Origin of the sequence: Marichromatium purpuratum 984, from assembly GCF_000224005.2 — a bacterium.
Taxonomy (GTDB): domain Bacteria; phylum Pseudomonadota; class Gammaproteobacteria; order Chromatiales; family Chromatiaceae; genus Marichromatium; species Marichromatium purpuratum.
Genome location: NZ_CP007031.1, coordinates 731,828 through 754,792, shown reverse-complemented (window position 1 = coordinate 754,792; position 22,965 = coordinate 731,828). Strand labels below are relative to the sequence as shown.

The 22,965-nt window shown below is 65.8% G+C and carries 17 protein-coding genes and 2 tRNA genes; 1 reads left to right on the top strand and 18 read right to left on the bottom strand.

Annotation, left to right across the window (positions count from 1 at the left end; genetic code table 11):
* Positions 1 to 12: 12 nt before the first annotated feature.
* Entirely contained in the window at positions 13 to 990 is a 978-nt protein-coding gene (locus MARPU_RS03395; RefSeq protein WP_005224694.1) for an ABC transporter permease, read from the bottom strand.
* On the bottom strand, positions 987 to 3,119 hold the full coding sequence (locus MARPU_RS03390) for an ABC transporter substrate-binding protein (RefSeq protein ID WP_043762978.1): 2,133 nt from the start codon (positions 3,117 to 3,119) through the stop codon (positions 987 to 989). Before MARPU_RS03390 ends, MARPU_RS03395 begins: the two co-directional genes overlap by 4 nt.
* Positions 3,120 to 3,570: 451 nt before the next feature.
* On the opposite strand from MARPU_RS03390, the gene MARPU_RS03385 reads away from it, so the two are divergent.
* On the top strand, positions 3,571 to 4,347 hold the full coding sequence (locus tag MARPU_RS03385; protein ID WP_005224696.1) for an enoyl-ACP reductase FabI: 777 nt from the start codon (positions 3,571 to 3,573) through the stop codon (positions 4,345 to 4,347).
* 305 nt (positions 4,348 to 4,652) lie between these two features.
* Here MARPU_RS03385 and MARPU_RS03380 read toward each other — a convergent pair whose 3' ends face one another.
* The 16 genes from MARPU_RS03380 to htpG form a co-directional block, all read right to left on the bottom strand.
* Positions 4,653 to 6,578, bottom strand: a complete 1,926-nt coding sequence (locus MARPU_RS03380) for a SurA N-terminal domain-containing protein (RefSeq protein WP_005224697.1) — start codon at positions 6,576 to 6,578, stop codon at positions 4,653 to 4,655.
* 76 nt (positions 6,579 to 6,654) lie between these two features.
* Positions 6,655 to 6,731: transfer RNA gene (locus MARPU_RS03375), tRNA-Asp, on the bottom strand.
* A 57-nt stretch (positions 6,732 to 6,788) separates the two neighbouring features.
* Positions 6,789 to 6,864: transfer RNA gene (locus MARPU_RS03370), tRNA-Val, on the bottom strand.
* 51 nt (positions 6,865 to 6,915) lie between these two features.
* The gene (locus MARPU_RS03365; protein WP_198015490.1) at positions 6,916 to 7,329 is read right to left on the bottom strand and encodes an HU family DNA-binding protein; all 414 of its coding nucleotides are present in this window, start codon (positions 7,327 to 7,329) and stop codon (positions 6,916 to 6,918) included.
* 298 nt (positions 7,330 to 7,627) lie between these two features.
* Positions 7,628 to 10,069: an endopeptidase La gene (lon, locus tag MARPU_RS03360; protein ID WP_025275087.1), complete on the bottom strand. Its 2,442-nt coding sequence runs from the start codon at positions 10,067 to 10,069 to the stop codon at positions 7,628 to 7,630.
* 230 nt (positions 10,070 to 10,299) lie between these two features.
* Positions 10,300 to 11,565 (bottom strand): ATP-dependent Clp protease ATP-binding subunit ClpX, encoded by a 1,266-nt coding sequence (gene clpX / locus MARPU_RS03355; protein WP_005224700.1) that lies wholly within the window; start codon positions 11,563 to 11,565, stop codon positions 10,300 to 10,302.
* 191 nt (positions 11,566 to 11,756) lie between these two features.
* On the bottom strand, positions 11,757 to 12,401 hold the full coding sequence (gene clpP, locus MARPU_RS03350) for an ATP-dependent Clp endopeptidase proteolytic subunit ClpP (protein WP_005224701.1): 645 nt from the start codon (positions 12,399 to 12,401) through the stop codon (positions 11,757 to 11,759).
* 80 nt (positions 12,402 to 12,481) lie between these two features.
* Positions 12,482 to 13,783, bottom strand: a complete 1,302-nt coding sequence (gene tig / locus MARPU_RS03345; protein ID WP_005224702.1) for a trigger factor — start codon at positions 13,781 to 13,783, stop codon at positions 12,482 to 12,484.
* Positions 13,784 to 13,926: 143 nt separating this feature from the next.
* Positions 13,927 to 15,459, bottom strand: coding sequence for a long-chain-fatty-acid--CoA ligase (locus MARPU_RS03340; protein ID WP_005224703.1), 1,533 nt, complete (start codon positions 15,457 to 15,459; stop codon positions 13,927 to 13,929).
* A gap of 10 nt (positions 15,460 to 15,469) precedes the next feature.
* Positions 15,470 to 16,855: an oxygen-independent coproporphyrinogen III oxidase gene (gene hemN / locus MARPU_RS03335; RefSeq protein ID WP_005224704.1), complete on the bottom strand. Its 1,386-nt coding sequence runs from the start codon at positions 16,853 to 16,855 to the stop codon at positions 15,470 to 15,472.
* A 228-nt stretch (positions 16,856 to 17,083) separates the two neighbouring features.
* On the bottom strand, positions 17,084 to 18,007 hold the full coding sequence (gene prmB / locus MARPU_RS03330; protein ID WP_005224705.1) for a 50S ribosomal protein L3 N(5)-glutamine methyltransferase: 924 nt from the start codon (positions 18,005 to 18,007) through the stop codon (positions 17,084 to 17,086).
* Between the two features lie 171 nt (positions 18,008 to 18,178).
* The gene (locus tag MARPU_RS03325) at positions 18,179 to 18,622 is read right to left on the bottom strand and encodes an Rrf2 family transcriptional regulator (RefSeq protein ID WP_025275086.1); all 444 of its coding nucleotides are present in this window, start codon (positions 18,620 to 18,622) and stop codon (positions 18,179 to 18,181) included.
* A gap of 157 nt (positions 18,623 to 18,779) precedes the next feature.
* Complete coding sequence (locus MARPU_RS03320) at positions 18,780 to 19,286, bottom strand: DUF1249 domain-containing protein (protein WP_005224707.1); 507 nt, start codon at positions 19,284 to 19,286, stop codon at positions 18,780 to 18,782.
* Between the two features lie 76 nt (positions 19,287 to 19,362).
* A complete protein-coding gene (gene trxA, locus MARPU_RS03315) occupies positions 19,363 to 19,737 on the bottom strand; it encodes a thioredoxin (protein WP_005224708.1) in 375 nt (124 codons plus the stop codon).
* A 126-nt stretch (positions 19,738 to 19,863) separates the two neighbouring features.
* Entirely contained in the window at positions 19,864 to 20,523 is a 660-nt protein-coding gene (gene adk, locus MARPU_RS03310; RefSeq protein WP_005224709.1) for an adenylate kinase, read from the bottom strand.
* Between the two features lie 205 nt (positions 20,524 to 20,728).
* Complete coding sequence (htpG, locus tag MARPU_RS03305; protein WP_005224710.1) at positions 20,729 to 22,645, bottom strand: molecular chaperone HtpG; 1,917 nt, start codon at positions 22,643 to 22,645, stop codon at positions 20,729 to 20,731.
* Positions 22,646 to 22,965 lie beyond the last annotated feature (320 nt).

Genomic DNA, 22,965 nt, shown 5'->3' with positions numbered 1-22,965 from the left:
GCATCGCTCCACTCATTGCAACCGCACCCGTGGGTCGGCGAGGGTGTAGGAGATGTCGGTGAGGATCAGCCCGAGGATATAGAGCACGGCGCCGAGGAACACCATCGAGCGGACGATGGCGAAGTCCTGGTTGCTGATCGCATCGATGGTGTAGCTGCCCAGCCCCGGGATGGCGAAGAAGGACTCGGTGATCAGGCTACCCATGAACAACAGCGGCAGCACCACCACCACCCCGGTGAGGATCGGGATCAGGGCGTTGCGCAACACGTGACGGAACAGCACCAGACGCTCACCCAGCCCCTTGGCGCGCGCGGTGCGGACATAATCGCGACCGATCTCCTCGAGAAACAGGGTGCGATACCAGCGTGTCCCCGCGCCGATACCGCCGATCACCCCGACGATCACCGGCAGCACCAGGAACTTCAACCCGGCCAGCCCGCTGTCGTAGCCCGAGATCGGCACCAGCTGGAACAGCTTACCGAGCAGGAACTGGCCGCCGATGATGTAGAACAGCCCCGAGATCGACATCATCGTCACCAGCAGCACCACGCTGGCCAGATCGACATAGGTGGCGCGGAAGAAGACGATGAACAGCGCATAGCTGATGTTGAAGGCCAGCCCCACCAGCAGCACCGGCAGCGCGATCGCCAGGCTCGGCCACATCCGCTGGGCGATGTCGCGACCGATGTCGCGCCCATCGTCGGAGCTGCCGAAATCGAACACGAACAGCCGCACCGATTTGTCGAAGAAGATGGTCTCGGTCAACCGCCCCAGCCCCTCGGCCTCGGCGTTGTAGAGCATCGGCCTGTCGTAGCCGTGATCGGCCTTCCAGGCCGCGACCGCCTCGGCGGTCACCCGCTTCTCGCCGAGATGCATGCGCGCCATGTCGTCGGGCGAATTGACCACGAAGAAGAGCACGAAGGTCAGCAGGTTGACCCCGATCAGGATGGGGATGGCATAGAGCAGCCGACGCAGGATATAGGCACTCATAGCGCGCGACTCCGCTCGCGCCGGCGCACCAGCCACCAGGCCGGCAGCAGCAGCGCCAGCAGCACAGCGGCGGCCGCCCCCAGCGGCCACAGCACCGGCTGGTTCCAGGCACGGCGCAGCTCGGCGCGCAGCGCCGGGTCGATACGACGGTACTTGAGGGTGTTGTTGGCCATCTGGTTGGGGTAGGCGTTGTGGTACCAGCGGTGATAGAGACTGAAGGCGCGCGGGTGGAAGCCCCAGATCCAGGGCGCGTCGGTACGCGCGATCTCGACCATGCGATCGATCAGCGCCTGGCGCTCGGGACCGTCCTCGAGGTTGCGCATGCGCTCGAACAGCCGGTCGAACTCGGGGTTGGTGTAGTTGACCGAGTTCTCGCCCTGGTGCTCGACCCGACCGTTGGGGCCGTAGAGCAGGAAGAGGAAGTTCTCGGGGTCGGGATAGTCGGCGTTCCAGCCCCAGAAGAAGATCTGACCGGTGCCGTTGCGGATCTTGTCCTGGAAGCGGTTGTAGTCGGTGGAGCGGATCACCAGCTCAATGCCGAGCTTGGCGAACTGCTTGCGCAGCCAGTTGAGTCGGGCGCGATCGTCGGGGCCGGTGGCCACCGCCTCGTAGTTGAGCGTCAGCGCCCGACCGGTGTCGCGATCGCGCCCGCCGGGATAGCCGGCCTGGACCATCAGCGTGCGCGCCTCGTCGAGCGAGCGGCGCACCGCCCGCCCCGCCTCCCAACGGTAGACGAAGGGATTGATCCCGGCCTCGCCCGCGCGATGACCGAAGATGCCCGGCGGCAGCGGACTCTGGGCGACGACGCCACGACCATTGAGAAAGATCGAGATGAACTCCTCCATGTCGACCGCGATCGAGATCGCCCGACGCAGCAGGCGCGCGCGCTGGCCGTCGCCTCCGATCACCGGATCGAGCATGTTGAAGCCCATGAAGAAGATCGTCGGCTCGACCGCGGTCATCAGCTCGACCCCGCGCGCCTCCAGCGTCTCGGTGAGCATGGGGCGGCCGCTGGCATCGACCCGCACCGCCTGATCGAAGGCGTCCGAGGAGATCCCGGAGAAGTCGTAATAGCCCTGGAGGAACTTGTTCCAGCGCGGGATGCTCTCCTTCTCCAGGCTGTAGACGACGCGATCGATGAACGGCAGCGGCGCCCCGGCATCATCGAGGATACCGGTGGCGCGATCGCCCGGCATGCCGCTGTCGGGATAGCGCTCGCCGTGGAAGTTGGGGTTGCGCTCGAGCACCATGCGCAGGTTGGGGTCGTTCTCGGTGAGCATGTAGGGACCGGTGCCGACCGGGTACCAGTCGAGCACCAGGTTGCGCTCGCGCATCCCCGGCTGGGCGTAGAAGGCCTCGGCCTCCCAGGGCATGGGTGCGAAGAAGGGCATCGCCAACCAGTAGGAGAACTGCGGGTACTTGCCCTCGAGGGTGATGCGCAACCGATAGCGATCGAGCACCTCGACGCCCTCGAACTCGGTGTCGCGCAGCAGCGCCACCCGGGCGCGCGCCTGCTCCGGGTCCTCGGCCTCGAGCCGCTCGCCGAGCGCGGCGAAGCCGAGGATGTGCTCGCGCATCACCCCGTTGATCGGCGAGTGCAGCCAGGGCGCGGCCAGACGCTTGATCTGATAGGCGAAGTCGGCGGCGACCAGCTCGCGGGTGCCGTGCTCGGCGAAGTCGCCGAGGGTGTCGATCCCGGCGAGCGCGCCGGGCTCGAGATCGAGATAGCGCGGCGCGCCCTCGGTGTCGCGGGCAAGAGCCGGGTGCGGCTGGTAGCGGGTGCCGGGGCGAACGCGCAGCTCGTACTCGCTGCGGGCGATCGCCGCGACCGGCGCGTCACCGGGCAGCGGCTCGCCGGCGGCATCGTAGAAGCGCACCTGCGGCAGCTCGGCGAGGGCGAGCGGGATCAGTCGGTAGGGCCGATCGAGAAAATGATACTGCAGCGGTGGCTCGTAGACCTGGGCGATGAAGGTGTTTTCATTGACGGTGTAGGAGCGTGCCGGATCGAGATGCTTGGGTCGCTCGCCGAAGGAGCTGTAGAGGGTGTTGGTGGTGGCCGTGTCACGCGGATAAGGATCGTTCCAGGGGCGATCGTCGCAGCCGACCAGCCCCGCAACCAACAGCGACATCACCGACACCGCCCGGAGGCCTCGCCACAGCACACGCCATCTCGCCGCCTTGTCCACCATCGGCATCATCGTCCTCACCCGCTTCGCGCCACGACGACCGTCCTCGGTCCCCGGTCGCACGCGTCATCGGAACCCTTGGCCATCGACCTCTCCCTCGCGTACACCCTTCCACCTCAATACGAGTTTCGGTACTGTTATCGGTCCCCGAACCACGGGGTATCGGTTGCGGCCCGTGAGACCGCGAGGCTCGCCGCGCCCGATCCGGCGCCAGCGTCCCGGCCCCGGGTCCGACAGGAGCGGGTGTCCACGCCAGAGCCCCGAGCAACGATCCCCAATCATCGAATGATCTGACTGAAATGTCCAAGGGTGAACACGGACCATCAGCAGATCCCGACCCGAACGGTCGCCGGCGCACCCGCGCCCGGCCAGCGAACGCGAGAGACTACCGAACATGGGATTCCTTGAAGGCAAAAAGATTCTGATCACCGGCGTGGCGAGCAACCGCTCGATCGCCTGGGGCTGTGCCGAGGCGATGCACCGCCAGGGCGCCGAGCTGGCCTTTACCTACCAGAACGACAAGCTCAAGTCGCGCGTCACCGACATGGCCGCCAAGTGCGGCTCGGACCTGGTACTGCCACTCGACGTCAGCCGCGACGAAGACATCGACGCACTGTTCGCCGCGCTCGGCGAGCAGTGGGACGGGCTCGATGGCATCGTCCATTCGATCGCCTTCGCCCCGCGCGAGCAGCTCGAGGGTGAGTATGTCGATGCGGTCACCCGCGAGGGCTTCAACACCGCCCACGAGATCAGCGCCTACAGCTTCGCCGCCCTGGCCAAGGGCGGGCGGACGATGATGGAGGGGCGTAACGGCGCGCTGCTCACCATGAGCTATCTGGGTGCGGTGCGCGCGGTTCCCAACTACAACGTGATGGGCGTGGCCAAGGCCAGCCTGGAGGCCAACGTACGCTATCTGGCCGCCTCGCTCGGCCCGCGCGGCACCCGCGTCAACGCCGTCTCGGCCGGCCCGATCCGCACCCTCGCCGCCGCCGGCATCTCCGACTTCCGCGACATGCTCAAGCAGGTCGAGGAGCGCACCCCGATGCGCCGCAACGTCACCATCGAGGAGGTCGGCAACGCCGCCGCCTTCCTCTGCTCGGACCTGGCCAGCGGCATCACCGGCGACGTCCTCTACGTCGACACCGGCTACCACATCCTCGGACTCGGCTGAGTCTGCTCACGCCGCCACGCCCATCTGGTCGTGGCGGCGTTCCGGGGTGTCACTCGACGCCTCACCCTCCCCACGCTCCCCCTGCCCCGCCCGACACACCCTTCGGCCCCTGGGACACAACCCTGGACAGCAGGCAGGCGGCGAGCGCATCAGCGAGGCCGCGCACAAAAAAACCGCCTCGGCGCCGGCGTCATGACGCCTCCACCTGGCAGTTCTATCCTGTGTCCGTCGGTGACGCCGCGACGATGCATGGACATCGCTCGGGGCGTCGGCCGCGCGGCCGACTCCCGAGCGATGTCGCGGGATCAGAGCAGGTCGTCGTCCACGCTCAGGGGCTCGCGGGTGATCTCAGCGCGACGCTCGATGTCGGCGAGCACCGCATCATAGAGATCACGCCCGGCGAGTTCGGCGAGCAGTCCAGCCTCCGGGATGGTCGCGCCGTCACCATCGGCCGTCACCTCGCCATCCTCGACCTGGGTCAGCCGCACCACCACGGCATCGCCGTCGGCAAGCACCACCGCCTCCAGCTCGGACTCGCCGGATTGCGGCGCCGGCAGCTTGAAGGCGAGATCGAGCACCGCTTCGGGCAACACCGCGCCGCGCCCGACCAGCCCGACCGATTCGATCACCGCCGCGGCCATCGCCTCGGACCACTCGGCCTCGCCATCGCGCACCTGGGCGAGCGCCGCCTCCGCTGCGGCCATCGCGGCCTGCTGCGCGCGCTGCTCACGTAGCGCAACGACGATCTCCTCGCGCACCGTCTCGAGCGGGCGCTGCGCCGACTCGCGATGATCGCGCACCCGCACCACCACGGCGCTGAGCCGCTCGTGATCGGGCTCGATCAGCTCGCTGTTGTTGCCCTCGACCAGCACCTCGTCGCTGAAGGCCGCCGACAGCACACCGGGTTCGGCGAGCAGTCCCTCGCCACCCTCGCGCCCGATCCAATCGCTCTGACGCAGCTCCAGACCAAGCTCCTCGACTACCGGCTCGAGACTGTCCGGACGCTCGTAGGAGAGGGTTGCGAGGCGCTCGCCGAGATCGTAATAGAGCGATTCGGCCTGGGCGCGCGCCTGCTCTTCGTGCAGCTGGCCACGGACCGCCTCGAACGGCTGGGTCTCGCCGGGGCGGACTGCTTCGACCTCGATCAAGTGATAGCCGAAACGGGTCCGAACCGGCTCGCTCAGCCCTGCCTCGGACAGCGAGAAGACCGCCTCGTCGAACACCGGATCCATCATCCCCGGCTCGATCAGGCCGAGTTCGCCACCCTCGGCGGCGCTGCCCGGATCGTCCGAGTGCTCGGCGGCGAGATCGGCAAAGGACTCGCCCTCGAGGATGCGCGCGCGCAGCGCCGTGATCTCGCGCTCGGCCGCGGCGACCTGTTCGTCATCGGCCTGTTGCGGCAGCGCGATCAGCAAATGACGGACCTGTCGCTGCTCGGGCATGACGAACCGCCCCTGCTCGGCGGCATAGGCCTCGCGCAGCGCCGCCTCGTCGATCTCGATGCCCTTGGCCAAGTCGGCGACATCGAGGACCACGTAATCGAGCTTGACCTGCTCGGGGCTGCGGAAACGCTCGGCGTGTTCTTGGTAGTAGGTCTCGATCATCTCGTCGGCGATCGGCTCGTCGCTCAGATAATCGGCGGCGACGAAGCGCGCATAGTCGATGCCGCGCTGCTGGGCGGAGAGACGCTGGAACTGATCGAGTTCGAGACGGGTCGGGAACTCGCTGGCCACCACCGCACGGATCAGCTGGGTGCCGGTCAGCTGCCGGCGCAGCTGCTCGACGAACTGCTGCTCACTCATCCCCTGCAGTTGCAGCAGACGCTGGAAGGCCTCGTTGTCGAAGCGACCATCACGCTGGAAGGCCGGTTCGGAGAGGATGCGCAGCTTGAGTTCCTGATCCGAGACGCGCAGCCCCAGACGCTGCGAGACATCGATCAGCAGCACCTCGCGGATCATCTCCTCGCGCACCATGCGGCGCAGCTCTACGCTGTCGAAAGCGGCAGGGTCATAGGCGGCGCCGAGACGCTCGCGCAGCTCCATGCGAGTCTGCTGGACCCGACGATCGAGATCGCGCTCGGTGAGTTCGACACCATTGACGGTGGCCGTCACCGTCTCGCCATTGATGCCGAGATAGGACTGGATGCCCCAGAGCGCGAACGGAATGCTGATCAAGATGACGATGACCCAGGCGATCCAGCCCTGGGCACGATCCCTGATGGATTGAAGCATGGCGGTCGATCCAAACTGAAGGTGTGGGCCAAAAAAAAACGGGGCACCCTTGCGGATGCCCCGTTTTTATCGAATTTGGCGGAGCGGACGGGACTCGAACCCGCGACCCCCGGCGTGACAGGCCGGTATTCTAACCAACTGAACTACCGCTCCAGAAGAATTACCATTATACTGCAATCTTTTTTCTTTGCAACACCTTTTTTTCGGTGTTGGTGGGTGCTACAGGGATCGAACCTGTGACCCTCGCCTTGTAAGGGCGATGCTCTCCCAGCTGAGCTAAGCACCCCACCCTTCGGCTTGGGAGGAAGCATTTACCCTTCCCCCCGAAGGCGAAGCGCTATTGTACGGCATCCTTGAGCGCTTTACCAGCCTTGAATGCAGGCGTCTTCGATGCCTTGATCTCGATGGTCGCGCCGGTCTGCGGGTTGCGACCGGTGCGGGCGGCACGCTCCTTGACGCTGAAGGTGCCGAAGCCGATCAGCGACACGGTACCGCCGTCCTTGAGGGTCACGGCGACCGAGTCGGTGAAGGCATCGAGGGCACGGGCAGCCGCAGCCTTGGAGATATCCGCGGCATCCGCCATGGCTTCGATGAGGTCGGATTTGTTCATTGATCCCCCTGTTACCTGTCTCGTTTGGTACACACTGACTGCGCGACGACGATGAGGCGGGTGCCACACATCGAATGCGGGACCGGAAGCCCCTGTGCGCAAGCCTTCTTCAAGATTGACGCATGCTAAATCGGAGTCCATGCGAGGGCAACCGGCTTTTCTGCCTGTTGGTCACAAAAACCCGCCGTTAAGCAGAGCCGCGGCACTTGACATGGCAGATTAGCCATCGTGAGCAGACACAATCACCGTGTCAGCGCCGCTCATGACCTTAACAATCGAATCGGACTCCGTCGATACAACAGAGCAAATGATTGCCGCCGACACACCGCCCGCCCCCCCCCAGAGGGGCCGGACGATGGGCCGGAACGGGAACATCCATCGTGATATCGACCGGCACCCCGGATACGGGTACCGACCCGACGGCGACATGCCCATCACATCAGTGATGCAGCGGCGCACCCTGATCTCGCGCACCCTCGGCCGAGTCGGCCGACTCCTCCTCGGCCTCCTTGGCCTCGGCCGACTCACCGGCAGGGCGTGGCGGTTCGACCAGAGCGATATCGAGCACCTCGTCGATCCAGCGCACCGGATGGATCTCCAGGTGCTGCTTGATGTTCTTGGGGATCTCGACCAGGTCGCGCTCGTTCTCCAGCGGGATGATCACCTTCTCGATCCCACCACGATGCGCGGCGAGCAGCTTCTCCTTGAGTCCGCCGATCGGCAGCACCTCACCGCGCAGGGTGATCTCGCCGGTCATCGCCACCGTCGAGCACACCGGGATCTTGGTCAGCGCCGAGACCAGCGCAGTGCACATGGCCACGCCCGCGCTCGGACCATCCTTGGGGGTCGCACCCTCGGGGACGTGGATATGCACATCGAAGGTGCTGTGGAAGTCGGTCGGCACGCCGAGCCCCTCGGCACGCGAACGCACCACGGTCATCGCCGCCTGGATCGACTCCTGCATCACGTCGCCGAGCTGACCGGTATAGCTGAGCTTCCCCTTGCCCGGCATCAGCGCCGACTCGATCTGCAGCAACTCGCCACCGACCTCGGTCCAGGCCAGGCCGGTGACCTGACCGACCTGATCGCGCTCCTCGGCACGGCCATAACGATAGCGCTGTACCCCGAGATATTTCTCCAGCGACTTGGCGGTCACCGTGGTGGCGCTGTCGCGCTTCTTCAGCAGCACTTCCTTGACCACCTTGCGACAGACCTTGGAGATCTCGCGCTCGAGGTTGCGCACCCCGGCCTCGCGGGTGTAGTGACGAATGATGTCGCGCAGTGCAGCCTCGCGGATCACCAGCTCACCGGGCTTGAGTCCGTTGTTTTTGGTCTGCTTGGGGATCAGGTAGCGCTCGGCGATGGCGACCTTCTCGTCCTCGGTGTAGCCCGAGAGCCGGATCACCTCCATACGGTCGAGCAGCGCCGGAGGGATGTTGAGGGTATTGGCGGTCCCCACGAACATCACCTCGGAGAGGTCGAAGTCGACTTCCAGGTAGTGATCGGCAAAGGCGTGATTCTGCTCCGGGTCGAGGACCTCGAGCAGCGCCGAGGCCGGGTCGCCACGGAAATCCATCGCCATCTTGTCGATCTCGTCGAGCAGGAAGAGCGCGTTGCGCGAACCGGCTTTGGAGAGGTTCTGGATGATCTTGCCCGGTAGCGCACCGATGTAGGTACGGCGGTGACCACGGATCTCGGCCTCGTCGCGCACCCCACCGAGCGACATGCGCACGAACTTGCGGTTGGTGGCACGCGCGATCGACTGACCGAGCGAGGTCTTGCCGACACCGGGCGGACCGACCAGGCACAGGATCGGGCCCTTGAGCTTGCGCACCCGCTGCTGCACGGCGAGGTACTCGAGGATGCGCTCCTTGACCCGCTCGAGCCCGTAGTGGTCCTTGTCGAGCACCGCCTCGGCGACCTTGATGTCGTTGCGGATGCGCGAACGCTTCTTCCACGGCACCTGCACCAAGGTCTCGATATAGTTGCGCACCACTGTCGCCTCGGCCGACATCGGCGACATCAGCTTGAGCTTGTTGAGTTCGGACTGCGCCTTGTTGTGCGCCTCGCGAGGCATCTTTGCCTCTTCGATGCGATTGGCCAGATCCTCGATCTCGTTGGGGGCATCCTCGAGCTCGCCGAGCTCTTTCTGGATCGCCTTCATCTGCTCGTTGAGATAGTACTCGCGCTGATTCTTCTCCATCTGGCGCTTGACGCGCCCGCGAATGCGCTTTTCCATCTGCAGGATGTCGTTCTCCGACTCCATCAGCCCCATCAGATGTTCGATACGCAGCTGCACATCGGTCATCTCCAGCACGCGCTGCTTCTCGTCGAGCTTCAGCGACATGTGTGCGGCCATGGTGTCGGCCAGACGACCGGCCTCGTCGATGCTCGAGAGCGAGGTCAGCACCTCGGGCGGCACCTTCTTGTTGAGCTTGACGTACTGGTCGAACAGCCCGACGGCCGAGCGCATCAGCACCTCCTGCTCGCGCTCGTCGGTCTCGAGCGTCTCCTCGAGCGGCTCGATGACTGCGGAGAAGGTGTCATCGGTGGTGAGGAAACGCTCGATGCGGGCACGCTGATTGCCTTCGACCAAGACCTTGACGGTACCGTCGGGCAACTTGAGCAGTTGCAGGATATTGGCCAGGGTGCCGATCTCGTGCAGGTCCTTGACCTCGGGATCGTCGACCTCGGCACTTTTCTGTGCGATCAGCAGGATCTGCTTGTCGCTCGCCATGGCGGTATCGAGCGCGCGAATCGACTTGTCGCGCCCGACGAACAATGGAATCACCATGTGCGGATAGACGACGACGTCGCGCAGCGGCAGCACTGGCAGCTCCTGCGGAGTCGAGGATGTCAGGTTGGAATCGTGTTGCGCCATGGAAACCCGTTCTCATTGAAAGCGACGGCCCGCGGGGCCGTGGTCGGTACGATCGGGCCGAGCCCAGGGACCGTTCCACGGACGCCGACGTCGGTACGATTGGATGATGGGGAAAGGATCGGGGCGGCCAGCGCGCAGTTCAACGCGCCGGCGCGCCTGGATTGGGGGGCGGGCGGACAGTCCAGCGGCGGGTGTCCGTCCGCCTTCTGGGGGTGGGACAGCGCGATCGATCAGTCTCCCGATGCCGCCTGCTTCTCCATCCCGTCGTAGATCAGGAACGGCTTGTTCTCACCGGCGATCACCGAGGCGTCGATGACGACCTTGCTGACATGCTCCATGGAGGGCAGCTCGTACATGGTGTCGAGCAGCACCTGCTCCATGATCGTCCGCAGGCCGCGGGCCCCGGTCTTGCGCTCCATCGCCTTGGTGGCGATCGCGCGCAGCGCGTCCTCGCGCAGCTCGATCTCGACGTCCTCCATCTCGAACAGGCGCGAATACTGACGCACCAGCGAGTGCTTGGGCTCGGTGAGGATACGCATCAACGCCGCCTCGTCGAGTTCCTCGAGGGTCGCCATCACCGGCAGTCGGCCGACGAACTCGGGGATCAGGCCGTAGCGGATCAGGTCCTCGGGCTCGACGCCGCTGAGCAGCTCACCGATCATCCGCCCGTCGTCCTTGCTGTGGACCTCGGCGGAGAAGCCGATGCCGGTCTTGCGCGAGCGATTCTGGATGATCTTGTCGAGTCCGGCGAAGGCACCACCGACAATGAACAGGATGTTGGAGGTGTCGACCTGGAGGAATTCCTGCTGCGGATGCTTGCGCCCGCCCTGCGGCGGCACCGAGGCGACGGTCCCTTCGATGAGCTTGAGCAGCGCCTGCTGCACACCCTCGCCGGAGACGTCACGGGTGATCGAGGGGTTGTCAGACTTGCGCGAGATCTTGTCGATCTCGTCGATGTAGACGATGCCGTTCTGCGCCTTGTCGACGTCGTAATCGCACTTCTGCAGCAGCTTCTGGATGATGTTCTCGACGTCCTCGCCGACATAGCCCGCCTCGGTGAGGGTGGTGGCATCGGCGATGGTGAAGGGGACGTTGAGCAGTCGCGCCAGGGTCTCGGCGAGCAGCGTCTTGCCGGAACCGGTGGGACCGATCAGCAGGATGTTGCTCTTGGCGATCTCGATGTCTTCCTTGGCCTCGGCGACCTCGAGACGCTTGTAATGGTTGTAGACGGCGACCGAGAGCACCTTCTTGGCGAACTCCTGGCCGACGACGAACTCATCGAGACGCGCCTTGATCTCACGCGGCTTGGGAAGACTGCTGGCGGCCTCGCCGACGCCCTCTTGCATCTCCTCGCGGATGATGTCGTTACACAGCTCGACGCACTCGTCGCAGATGAACACGGACGGCCCTGCGATGAGCTTGCGGACTTCATGCTGACTCTTGCCACAGAACGAACAGTAGAGCAGCTTGCCTTCGTCGCTCTTGTTTCCACTCATCGGGAATAGCTCTCCGGGGGGTCGGTTGGGGATGGGGACCGGACAATCCCCATCGAGGCGAATTCAATCATAACGGTTTGCGCTTATATGGCAAGAGAGTGAAGAGACGAAGGCTTGGCGGTCGTCACACTCCGGCGACGCCCGACAAGCCTCCTGACTCCGACCGCTTGCGACGTCGCGCGTCGCGCCACTCACTCCTTGCCGGAGGCGACACCTCGCTCGCTGATGACGCGATCGATCAGCCCGTAGGCCTGGGCCTCTTCGCCACCCATGAAGCGGTCGCGCTCGGTGTCCTCGGCGATCTTCTCGATCGACTGACCGGTGTGCTCGGCGAGGATCTGATTGAGACGTTCGCGGATGTAGAGGATCTCGCGGGCGTGGATGTCGATGTCCGTGGCCTGGCCCTGGAAACCGCCGAGCGGCTGATGGATCATCATCCGCGAATGCGGCAGGCAGTAGCGCTTGCCCGCGGCACCGCCGGCGAGCAGCAGCGCGCCCATGCTCGCCGCCTGACCGATGCACATGGTGCTGACGTCGGGGCGGATGAAGCGCATGGTGTCGTAGATGGCCAGGCCCGCGGTGACCGCGCCACCGGGCGAGTTGATATAGAGATGGATGTCCTTGTCCGGGTTCTCCGACTCCAGGAACAACAGCTGCGCGACCACCAGATTGGCCATGTGGTCCTCGACCGGGCCGACCAGGAAGATCACGCGCTCCTTCAGCAGGCGCGAATAGATGTCGAACGAGCGCTCGCCGCGGGCGGTCTGCTCGATGACCATCGGCACCAGCCCCAGTGCCTCGGGCCTCCAGTCGGTGCGGCTCTCGATGTTGCTCATGGGATACGCCTTCAACTCTCTGCGGATTGACTCAGGAAGGCGTCCGCCGCCATCGGCGGACGCCTCGCGTTGGCTGTGGCTCAGCCTGCGGCGCCCGGGTTGGTCAGCGCCTCGAAGCTGGTCTGCTCGTCCTCGACCGTCGCCTGATCGAGCACCAGATCGACCACCTGGGACTCGAGCACCGCGGCCTCGAGTGCGGCCATGCGGCCACGCTCGGCCTTGTAGTAGTCGATCACCGCCTGCGGGTTCTCGTAGGTGGCGGCCATCTCGTCGAGCATCGCCTGCACCCGATCCTGATCGGCCTTGAGTTCCTGCTGCTTGACCAGCTCACCGATGATCAGACCGAGGGCGACACGGCGGCGCGCCGGCTCCTCGAACAGGGCGTCGGGCAGCTGTACGCCATCACCCTGCGCGCCTACCGAACGACGCATCTCCTCCTGCATCGAGCCGATCTCGTCGCGCACCAGTGCCTGCGGCACCTCGACCGGGTTGACCTCCATCAGCAGGTCCATCACTGCTTCCTTGGTGCGGGCCTCGAGACGCTGTTTCAACTCGCGCGCCATGTTCTCGCGCACGTCGTTCTTGAAGCGCTCGACGTCGCCGTCCTCGATGCCGAAGCGCTTGACGAACTCGCCGTCGACCTTGGGCAGGGTCGGCTCGGCGACCTGGCTGACGGTCACCTCGAAGCTCGCCGGCTTGCCGGCCAGCGCCTCGACCTGATACTCCTCGGGGAAGGTCACCTCGAGGGTCCGGGTCTCGCCGGCGGTGGCGCCGATCAGGCCGTCCTCGAAGCCGGGGATCATCCGCCCGGAGCCGAGTTCGAGTTCGACGTCGGCGGCCGAGCCACCCTCGAAGGCCTCGCCGTCCATGGTGCCGGCGAAGGAGATGGTGAGCTGATCGCCCTGAGCGGCGGCGCGCTCGACCGGGGTCCAGGTCTTGTGCTGGTCGCGCAGACGCTCGATCAGCGCATCGAGATCACTCTCGGCGAGCTCGCAGACCGGACGCTTGAGCGCGCGCCCCTCGAGCGTGGCCAGCTCAACCTCGGGCATCACCTCGAAGGTGGCGACATAGGCGAAACGACCGGCCTCGACGTCGATCTCGGGCTCGACCTGCGGCTGACCGGCCGGGCGCAGCGACTCCTGGGTGATCGCCTCGTAGAAGCTCGACTGCACCTGCTCGCCGAACACCTCCTCGAGGACCTGAGCACCATAGCGCTTGCGCACCAGCTTCATCGGCACCTTGCCGGGGCGAAAACCGGGCAGCTTGGCGCTGCGCGCGAGCTGCTGCAGACGCTGATCGACCGCACTGCTGACCTGCTCGGAGGGCAGTTCGACCTTCAGACGTCGCTCGAGACCCTCGCCCGATTCCACCGAAACTTGCATTGCTTCATCTCCTGTCGGCGCCGGAATCTGACCGGGTCCGCACCTTGCTGAAAAAACGAGTGCGGGCAGAACGCCCGCACGATCAAAAGTTGCTTAGTATAACGCGTGGTTTTTCGCCCCACCAAGCGTCATCGCGAACGCGATCAGCCGTCCGTCACCGCCTCCGGGGCAGCGGCGCCACGCCGCAGCGCGCGCTTGAGGATCTTGCCCGCGGCGTTCTTCGGCAACGCCTCGTGCAGCACCAGTCGTCGCGGCACTTCGTGGGTGCCGAGCCGCTCGCGACACCAGGCTCGCAGCTCGCCCGACGTGACCTCGGAGCCATCGGCGAGCGCCACATGTGCCACCACGACCTCGCCATGCTTGGGGTCGGGATCGCCGACTACAGCCGCTTCGGCAACCGCAGGATGGGCGTAGAGCGCCTCTTCGACCACCCGCGGATAGACGTTCATGCCATTGGTGATCACCAGATCCTTGATGCGATCGACCAGATAGACGAAACCGTCATCATCGATCCGCGCCAGATCGCCGGTGCGAAACCAGTCGCCGTGAAAACTCTCGCCGGTCGCCTCTGGCAACCCCAGATACCCCAGCATCACATTGGGACCACGCACGCACAGCTCGCCGATCTCACCGCTGGGCAGCACCTGTCCGGCGCGATCGCGCACCGTCAACTCCACCCCCGGCAGCGCCGGACCGATCGAACCCGGCTTGCGCGGCCCGCTCGGCCGGTTGACGGTGAACACCGGGCTGCATTCGGTCGCACCCGCGCCCTCCACCAAACGGGTGGCGAAGCGTGTCTCGAACGCGCGCATCAGCGCCGCCGGCAGCGCCGCGCCACCACTGATGCACAGCCGCACCCCGTGCCACTGCTCGACCAGGGCCTCGGCATGACGCAGCAGCACGCCGTACATGCTCGGCACTCCGAGGAACACGGTGGCGCCATGCCGGGCGATCGCCTGGGTGACCAGGCGCGGCTCGAAGCGCGACACCGGGATCATCGCCACGCCGTGGAGCAAGGGCGTGAGCATCGCGGTGGTGGCGGCGAAGGCGTGGAACAGCGGCAGCACCGCCAGCACGCGGTCGCCGGACACCAGCTCGAAGCCCTGCCAGGACCCCTCGGCGTTGGCGATCAAGTTGGCATGACTGAGCATCGCCCCCTTGGGCCGCCCCGTGGTCCCAGAGGTATAGAGCACTGCGGCAACCTCGGTGCCCGGCTGCGGCGACAGCGGCGGATGCGCGATCAGCGCGGCGAAGTCGGGGCGAGCGGCATCCAGCTCGATCCGTCTCGGCGTCGCCGCGCTGCGCGCGCCGGCCGCCTCGACGAGCGCGGCAAAGGCCGGCTGATGGAGCAGCAGTGTCGGCCTGGCGTCATCGAGGATGTAAGCGATCTCGCGGTCGCTCTGCAACAGGTTGATCGGCACCACGGTGGCACCAGCCTTGAGGATCGCGAGATAGGCAATGACGAACTCACGCCCGTTGGCGCAGAGCAGCGCGGCGCGACCGCCGGGCTGCAGCCCGGCGACGGCCAGCGCCCCGGCCATAGCGTCGGAGGCGCGATCGAGTGTGGCGTAATCGAGCACACCGACCTCGTCGAACAGGGCCGGCGCTCCACCGTGACTGGCCACACACCCCCGGAACCGGGCAGGGATGTCGGCAAGCTCGATCGTCTCCTCCATGTCCAGCGGTTCAGATGACCTTGGAGAAGCCGACCGGGCCGCTCTTGGCCGCGAGATAGGCGTCGAAGGTCATGCAGATGTTGCGCACCAGCAGGCGACCGCGCGGCAGGATGCGGATCCGCTCGGCGTCAAGTTCGACCAGACCGTCGTCAACCATCACCTGCAGCTTGTCGAGCGCATCGGCGAAGTAGGTCTTGAAGTCGATCCCCCAGGCGGCCTCGACGGCGGGGATGTCGAGCACGAAGTTGCAGATCAGCCGGGTGATGACGTCGCGACGGATGATGTCGTCACGGGTCAGCTCGATACCGCGGAACACCGGCAGCTGGCCGGCGTCGATGGCGGCATAGTACTCGTCGAGTTCGCGCTGATTCTGGCCGTAGGTGTTGTCGACCTTGCCGATCGAGGTCACACCGATGCCGATCAGGTCGCAGTCGGCGTGGGTCGAGTAGCCCTGGAAGTTGCGGTACAGGGTGCCGGCCTGCTGGGCGATGGCCAGCTCGTCGTCGGGACGGGCGAAGTGGTCCATGCCGATATAGACGTAACCGGCGTCGGTGAGGCGCTGGATGGTTGCCTGGAGGATGTCGAGCTTGACCTCCGCGGTCGGCAGATCCTCGTCGCGGATGCGCCGCTGCGGCTTGAAGCGGGTGGGCAGGTGCGCGTAGTTGAAGATCGACAGACGCTGCGGATTGACCGCGATCACCCGCTCGAGGGTGTTCATGAAGGTCTCGACCGACTGGAACGGCAGGCCGTAGATCAGGTCCAGGCTGATCGAGCGGAAGCCCTCGGCGCGCGCCGCCTCGAGCACCGCCATGGTCTCGGCCTCGCTCTGCACGCGGTTGACCGCCTTCTGCACCCGCTCGTCGAAGTCCTGCACGCCGAGACTCATGCGGTTGAAGCCGATGCGACGCAGCAGCGCGATGGTGTTGGCATCGGCCTCGCGCGGGTCGATCTCGATCGAGTACTCACCGACATCGTCGTCGGCGAGCTTGAAGTGACGACGCGTGGTCTCCATCAGCTCGACCATCTGCTGGTCGTTGAGGAAGGTCGGAGTACCACCGCCCCAGTGCAGCTGCTCGACCACGCGGGAGTCGTCGAACAGCGCCCCCTGCATCTCCAGTTCGCGATAGACACGGTCGAGATAGGGCGCGACCCGCGAGCGGTCCTTGGTCACGACCTTGTTGCAGGCGCAGTAGAAGCAGACCGTGTCGCAGAACGGGATGTGGAAATAGATCGACAGCGGGCGGCCACTCTCGTTGCTGCGCGCGCAAGTAGCGCGGTAGGCCGCCTCATCGAAGGACGCATCGAACTCGACCGCGGTCGGATACGAGGTGTAGCGCGGACCGCTCTGGTCGTAGCGACGGATCAGCTCAATATCGAAGGAAACGCCTTGTTCCACCTAATCAACCCTCCAGCCGCACGGCGCCATGCATCCGGCCCGGTACGGCATTCTTCGTAACGCCCGTTCAGGCATCATCCCCGCCCACCGAGGCCCACTGGGGCGCGTCGATCTGCACGAGCAGGGTATGGAATGGAATCTCTTCCAGGAATCGGCCCGACGCCTCACTGCGCGACCGCGAGCGCCCGGCCTCGCGCCGGCGCCGGGATCGCACGAGCGACGTCGGTCTCATGCCTCGACCGCCGCTGCGATCTCGGCGCGATGCGCCACCAGTTGCTCGCGCGTCAACACTAGCACGCCCTCTCCACCACGCTCGAACTCCAGCCAGGTGAAGGGCACCCCGGGCAGGCGCTGCTCGAGCGCGAAAGCCGAGTTGCCGACCTCGAGGACCAGCACGCCCTCGGGCTCGAGGTGGTGCGGGGCGCGCTCGAGGATGCGCAGCGCCAGCGCTAGCCCCTCATCGGCGGCGACCAGCCCGAGTTCGGGTTCACGCAGGAACTCCTCGGGTAGGGTGTCGTACTCGGCACGCGGCACATAGGGGGGGTTGGAGACGATGACGTCGTAGCGGGTAGTGCCGAGCGCGGCGAAGAGATCGGACTCGATCGCCCGCACTCGCTCATCGAGTCCGTAGCGCTCGATGTTCGTGCGCGCAACGGCCAGTGCCGCCGGCGAGAGGTCGACCAGATCGACCTCGGCATCGGGCAGGTGCAGCGCGGCGGCGATGCCGATACAGCCACTGCCGGTGCAGAGATCGAGCACCCGCTCGACCCGCGCCGGGTCGACCCAGGGGTCGAAGCCGACCTCGAGCAGCTCGGCGATCGGCGAGCGCGGCACCAGCACCTTGCTGTCGACGGTGAACTCGAACCCGGAGAACCAGGCGCGACCGGTGAGATAGGCCACCGGCACCCGCTCGCGGACGCGGCGCTCGATCAGTGCGGCAACGCGCTCGCGCTCGGCAAGGGTGAGGTGGCAGGAATGGAAGGCGGCGGGCAGGGAGTGATCCAGGTCGAGCGCGCCGAGCACCAGTTCGGCGGCCTCGTCGAGGGCGTTATCGGTGCCGTGACCGAAGAACAGGCCAGCGGCCTTGAAACGACTCGCGCCCCAGCGCACGAAGTCCTGGATGGTGATCAATCCGTCGGGTTGTGCTGACATCGCGGCTCAAGCATGGTCCGGTACATGGACTGGCGCCCGGACTCGTCCGCCACGCCAGGAAACAAGCCGCGAAGGATACCATCCTTGGCTCCCGCTGTTCAGTCGGTCGTCCACCGATGCCGGGGCGTCGCCGCGCCCGACCGGGGACGGGCGCCCGAACGGCCGAGGGCATCAGGCCGCCCGGCGCTTGCCCTCGGCGGCCAGCACCTCGTCCTGACCACGTTCGACCAGATCCTGTAGCGAGATGTCGCTGAGGAACTGGAAGATCTGGTCGCTGAGCTGATCCCAGAGGTGATGGGTGAGACAGCGCTGACCGTCGCGACAGTTCTCACGCCCACCGCAACGGGTGAACTCGACCCACTCGTCGACGGCACAGATGATGTTGGCGATCGAGATCTCCTCGGCCGACTTGCCGAGGTAGTAGCCACCACCCGGCCCGCGCACGCCACGCACCAGCTGCTTGGCGCGCAACGCCGCGAACAGCTGCTCGAGATAGGACAACGAAATGCCTTGGTTTGCCGAGATATCGGCCAGGGTGACCGGCCCCTTGCCCGCGTGGAGCGCCAGATCGAGCATGGCGGTCACCGCATATCTGCCCTTGGTAGAGAGTCTCATCGTCGAATGCCCGTATAAGGTATTGATTGACAAGGAGACCGAGTAGGACCCGATCACCCGACCCTCCTACTAAATTAGTCAAGCAAAGGCCTATTTCAATACGTGCATTGCGGTCGATGACGACGGACGGGGAGAGCGGAGGGATGCGCGGGTGCGCTCAGGGGCAGATCGGCAGCCGACGCCCAGGGGATGTCGCCCCGGAGACGGCCGGCCGGGCGGCGAGGAAGCAGTGTCCCTGGCCCAGACAGTAGTTCAGCCACTTGGCGAGGAAGAGGTTGGCACGCCACTTGTGCGCGAGCGTCGGCGGCGCATAACCGTTGCGCATCGACCACAGCGACTGCTCGAGTTCGAGCACCTCGAGTTGACGGGCGTCGTGATAGGCGCGCAGACGCGCGTCCGGATCGCTGCGCACCCCGCCCTCTCCCGTCGGGAACAGATAGGTCAGGCGCAGCAGGGTCATGTAACGGGTCTGCGACTCGACCTCGAGTACCAAGTCGACCCCGGAGGCATGAGGCGACAGCCGCCGGCCCTCGAGCTGGCTCAGGTCCGGTGCCAGCCGCGCCAACCGGGCGAAGTTCTCCTCGCACAGCGCCAGCAGCGCGCCCACGCTCGGGCGCGCGACCAGTGGCAAGGCGTCGGCCCAGGGATAGCTGGAGACTTGCATCATCGCATCCGGTAAAAACGCCGACGCCGGGCACGAGGCCCGGCGCCGAGACGTCGACTGGTTAGGCCGCGGGCGTTCAGCCGTTCTGCGCGGTCTGCTGCTCGGCGACCTGGCGCTTGACCTCTTCCATGTCGAGCGCGGCGGCCTTGGTGAGCAGCTCGCGGAAGGAGCGCTCGGGCAGCGCGCCGGGCTGGGAGAAGATGATGACCTGCTCGCGGAAGATCATCAGCGTCGGGATCGAGCGGATCTGGAAGTGTGCCGCCAGCTCCTGCTGCGCCTCGGTATTGATCTTGGCGAAGACGATGTCGTCGTGATCCTCCGAGACCTTCTCGAAGGTCGGGGCGAAGGAGCGGCAGGGACCGCACCAGGGCGCCCAGAAATCGACCACGACGAAATCGTTGTCCTTGATGGTCTGTTCGAAGTTGTTGGTGTCGAGTTCCAAGACGGCCATGCGAATATCCTACGAGATAGCTAAAGATTGTCGGGCATATTAACAGAATCGCCATCCACTCGCAGATTCCGCAACCCACCCGGAGCGCCGGTCACTGCCACCGGGGACAGACGACCGGCGACGACCTCAGAGCGCCCCGAGGCCCTCGAGAATACGGTCGCGGATCTCCTCGACCGACCCGATGCCGTGCACCTTGAGGTACTTGGGCGCGCCCTCGCCACCGGCCTCGGCCCAGGTGGAGTAGTAGCCGATCAGCGGCTCGGTCTGCTCATGATAGACCGCCAGGCGGGCCTTGACCGTCTCCTCGCGATCGTCGTCGCGCTGAATCAGCGCCTCGCCGGTGACGTCGTCCTTGCCCTCTTCGCGCGGCGGATTGAACACCACGTGATAACTGCGCCCCGAGGCCGGATGCACCCGCCGCCCGGACATCCGCTTGACGATCTCGGCGTCGGGGACGTCGATCTCGACCACCGCGTCGACGAAGACGCCACTCTCCTTGAGCGCGTCGGCCTGGGCGATGGTGCGCGGGAAACCGTCGAAGAGGAATCCGCCCCGACAGTCCTCGGCGTCGATGCGCGCCTTGACCATGCCGATGATGATGTCATCGGACACCAGCCCGCCCTCGTCCATGATCTTCTTCGCCGCCTTGCCGAGTTCGGTACCCTGCTTGACGTGGGCCCGGAGCATGTCACCGGTGGAGATCTGAGGGATCTTGAAGTGTTCCTTGATGAAGCCGGCCTGGGTGCCTTTTCCGGCGCCCGGGCCGCCGAGCAGGATGATGCGCATGACGCTCCTCGTTATGGTTGCGATTGAAAAACATTGACCTTGAGTGTGCCACAGCCGGATCGGGCAGGACCACAGCCGGCTCGGCGCCACCATCGCGAATCCGCGCGCGGCACGGCACAGGTCGATCGGGGAATGCGCGCGGTGCACGCGCGACAAACTGGGTGGGACGATCACCGCGCCGGCGGCGCGGTGATCGCGTGGGGGATCAGCCGCCGCTGACCATCATGTTGAGCATCAGCTTGTTGAGCCGGCCGACGAAGGCGGCCGGATCCTCGAGCTGACCGCCCTCGGCGAGCTGGGCCTGATCGAACAGCACCATCGCCAACTCGGCGAAGCGCTCGTCATCGGTTTCGGCCTCGAGACGCTTGAGCAGCGGGTGCTCGAGGTTGACCTCGAGCGTCGGCTTGGTCTCGGGGGCGTCTTGGCCGACCGATTTCAGCACCCGCGCGAGGTTGGCGCTCATGTCGTGCTCGCCGACCACCAGACAGGCCGGAGAGTCGACCAGCCGGGTGCTCGCGCGCACCGTCTCGACCTGTTCGCCGAGCGTCTGCTTCATCTGCTCGAGCAGCGAGCCGTGCTCCTCCTCGGCCTTCTCCTTGGCGGCCTGGTCCTCGGCATCGGCAAGCTCACCGAGATCGAGGTCACCCTTGGTCACCGACTGCAGGGTCTTGTCCTTGTACTCGGTGAGATGGCTCACCAGCCACTCGTCGACCCGGTCGGAGAGCAGCAGCACCTCCACGCCCTTCTTGCGGAAGACCTCCAGGTGCGGGCTGTGACGGGCCGCGGCGGGGCTGTCGGCGGTGATGAAGTAGATCTTCTCCTGCCCCTCCTGCATCCGCTCGATATAGCCATCGAGCGACTCGCGCTGGGCATCGCCCTCGCTCGCGGTGGTAGCGAAACGCAGCAGCCCGGCGATGCGCTCTTTGTTGGCGAAGTCCTCCGCCGGCCCCTCCTTGAGCACCCGGCCGAACTCGTCCCAGAAGGCGCCATAGTTCTCCGGCTCGTCGCGCGCCATCGCCTCGAGCACACCGAGCACGCGCTTGGTGTTGGCCTGACGGATGGTGTCGATCTTGCGATTGTGCTGGAGGATCTCGCGCGAGACGTTCAGCGGCAGGTCATCGGCGTCGACCACGCCCTTGACGAAGCGCAGATAGTGCGGAGTGAGCTGGTCGACCTCGTCCATGATGAAGACGCGGCGCACATAAAGCTTGACGCCGTGCTTCTGCTCGCGGTCCCACATGTCGAAGGGCGCGCGCTTGGGCACGAACAGCAGCGCGGTGTACTCGTTGGTCCCCTCGACGCGGTTGTGCGAATAGGCCAGCGGCGCCTCGAAGTCGTGGGCGACGTGCTTGTAGAAGTCGTGATACTCCTCCTCGGAGATCTCCGACTTGTTGCGCATCCACAGCGCGGTGCCGCGGTTGACCTGCTCGTACTCGGGGGTCTCGGGCTGCTCCTCGCCCTCCTCACCGTAGTGCTCCTTGCGCATCTCCACCGGCAGCGCGACGTGATCGGAGAACTTGGCGATGATCGCGCGCAGCCGCCAGCTGTCGAGGAACTCCTTCTCGTCCTCCTTGAGATGGAGGATGACGTCGGTACCGCGGCTGGCCTTCTCCACCGTCTCCAGGGTATAGCTGCCACGCCCGTCGGACGCCCAGCACACCCCGTGCTCGGGGCCAAGCCCGGCGCGGCGCGAGATCAGGGTGACGCGGTCGGCGACGATATAGGCCGAATAGAACCCGACGCCGAATTGACCGATCAGGTTGCTGTCCCTGGTCTGGTCACCGGAGAGGTTCTCGAGGAAGCGGCGGGTGCCCGAGCTGGCGATACTGCCGATGGTCTCGGTGACCTCCTGACGGCTCAGGCCGATGCCGTTGTCGGAGACGGTCAGGGTACCGGCCTCGCGGTCGACCTCGACGCGGATACGCAGCTGCGGGTCGCCCTCGTACAGACCGTCATCGCTCAACGCCTCGAAACGCAGCTTCTCGGCGGCGTCGGAGGCGTTGGAGACCAACTCGCGCAGGAAGATCTCCTTGTTCGAGTAGAGTGAGCGGATCACCAGGTCGAGCACTTGGCTGACCTCTGCCTTGAACTCCAGGGTTTCCTTGTGCGCTTCTACTGTCATGCTTGTCGTGTACCTTGAGGAATGAAGATCGTTTGCGAACCAAGGGTTCGAGTCACCCGACAGGGTTCGGACCGAACCATGCCGGTATTGTCGCACGGCGACAGGGGGATACAATGCCTCGACGGCGGAGCCCCGGCGATGGCCGCCCCGAACGGGGGGCGTCACCCGGTCGGCGCGACCCACAGGGACCGTGCCCTCGCACCGCAGCGGGTCGCCCCGCCACCGCACCCCCTCGCCATGGGAGACGTGCACGGATCGGCACGCGCCGCACGCGGCCCGGCCAATCGGGCACCGCCTCTCCCCCACCAGTCAAGGGTCTG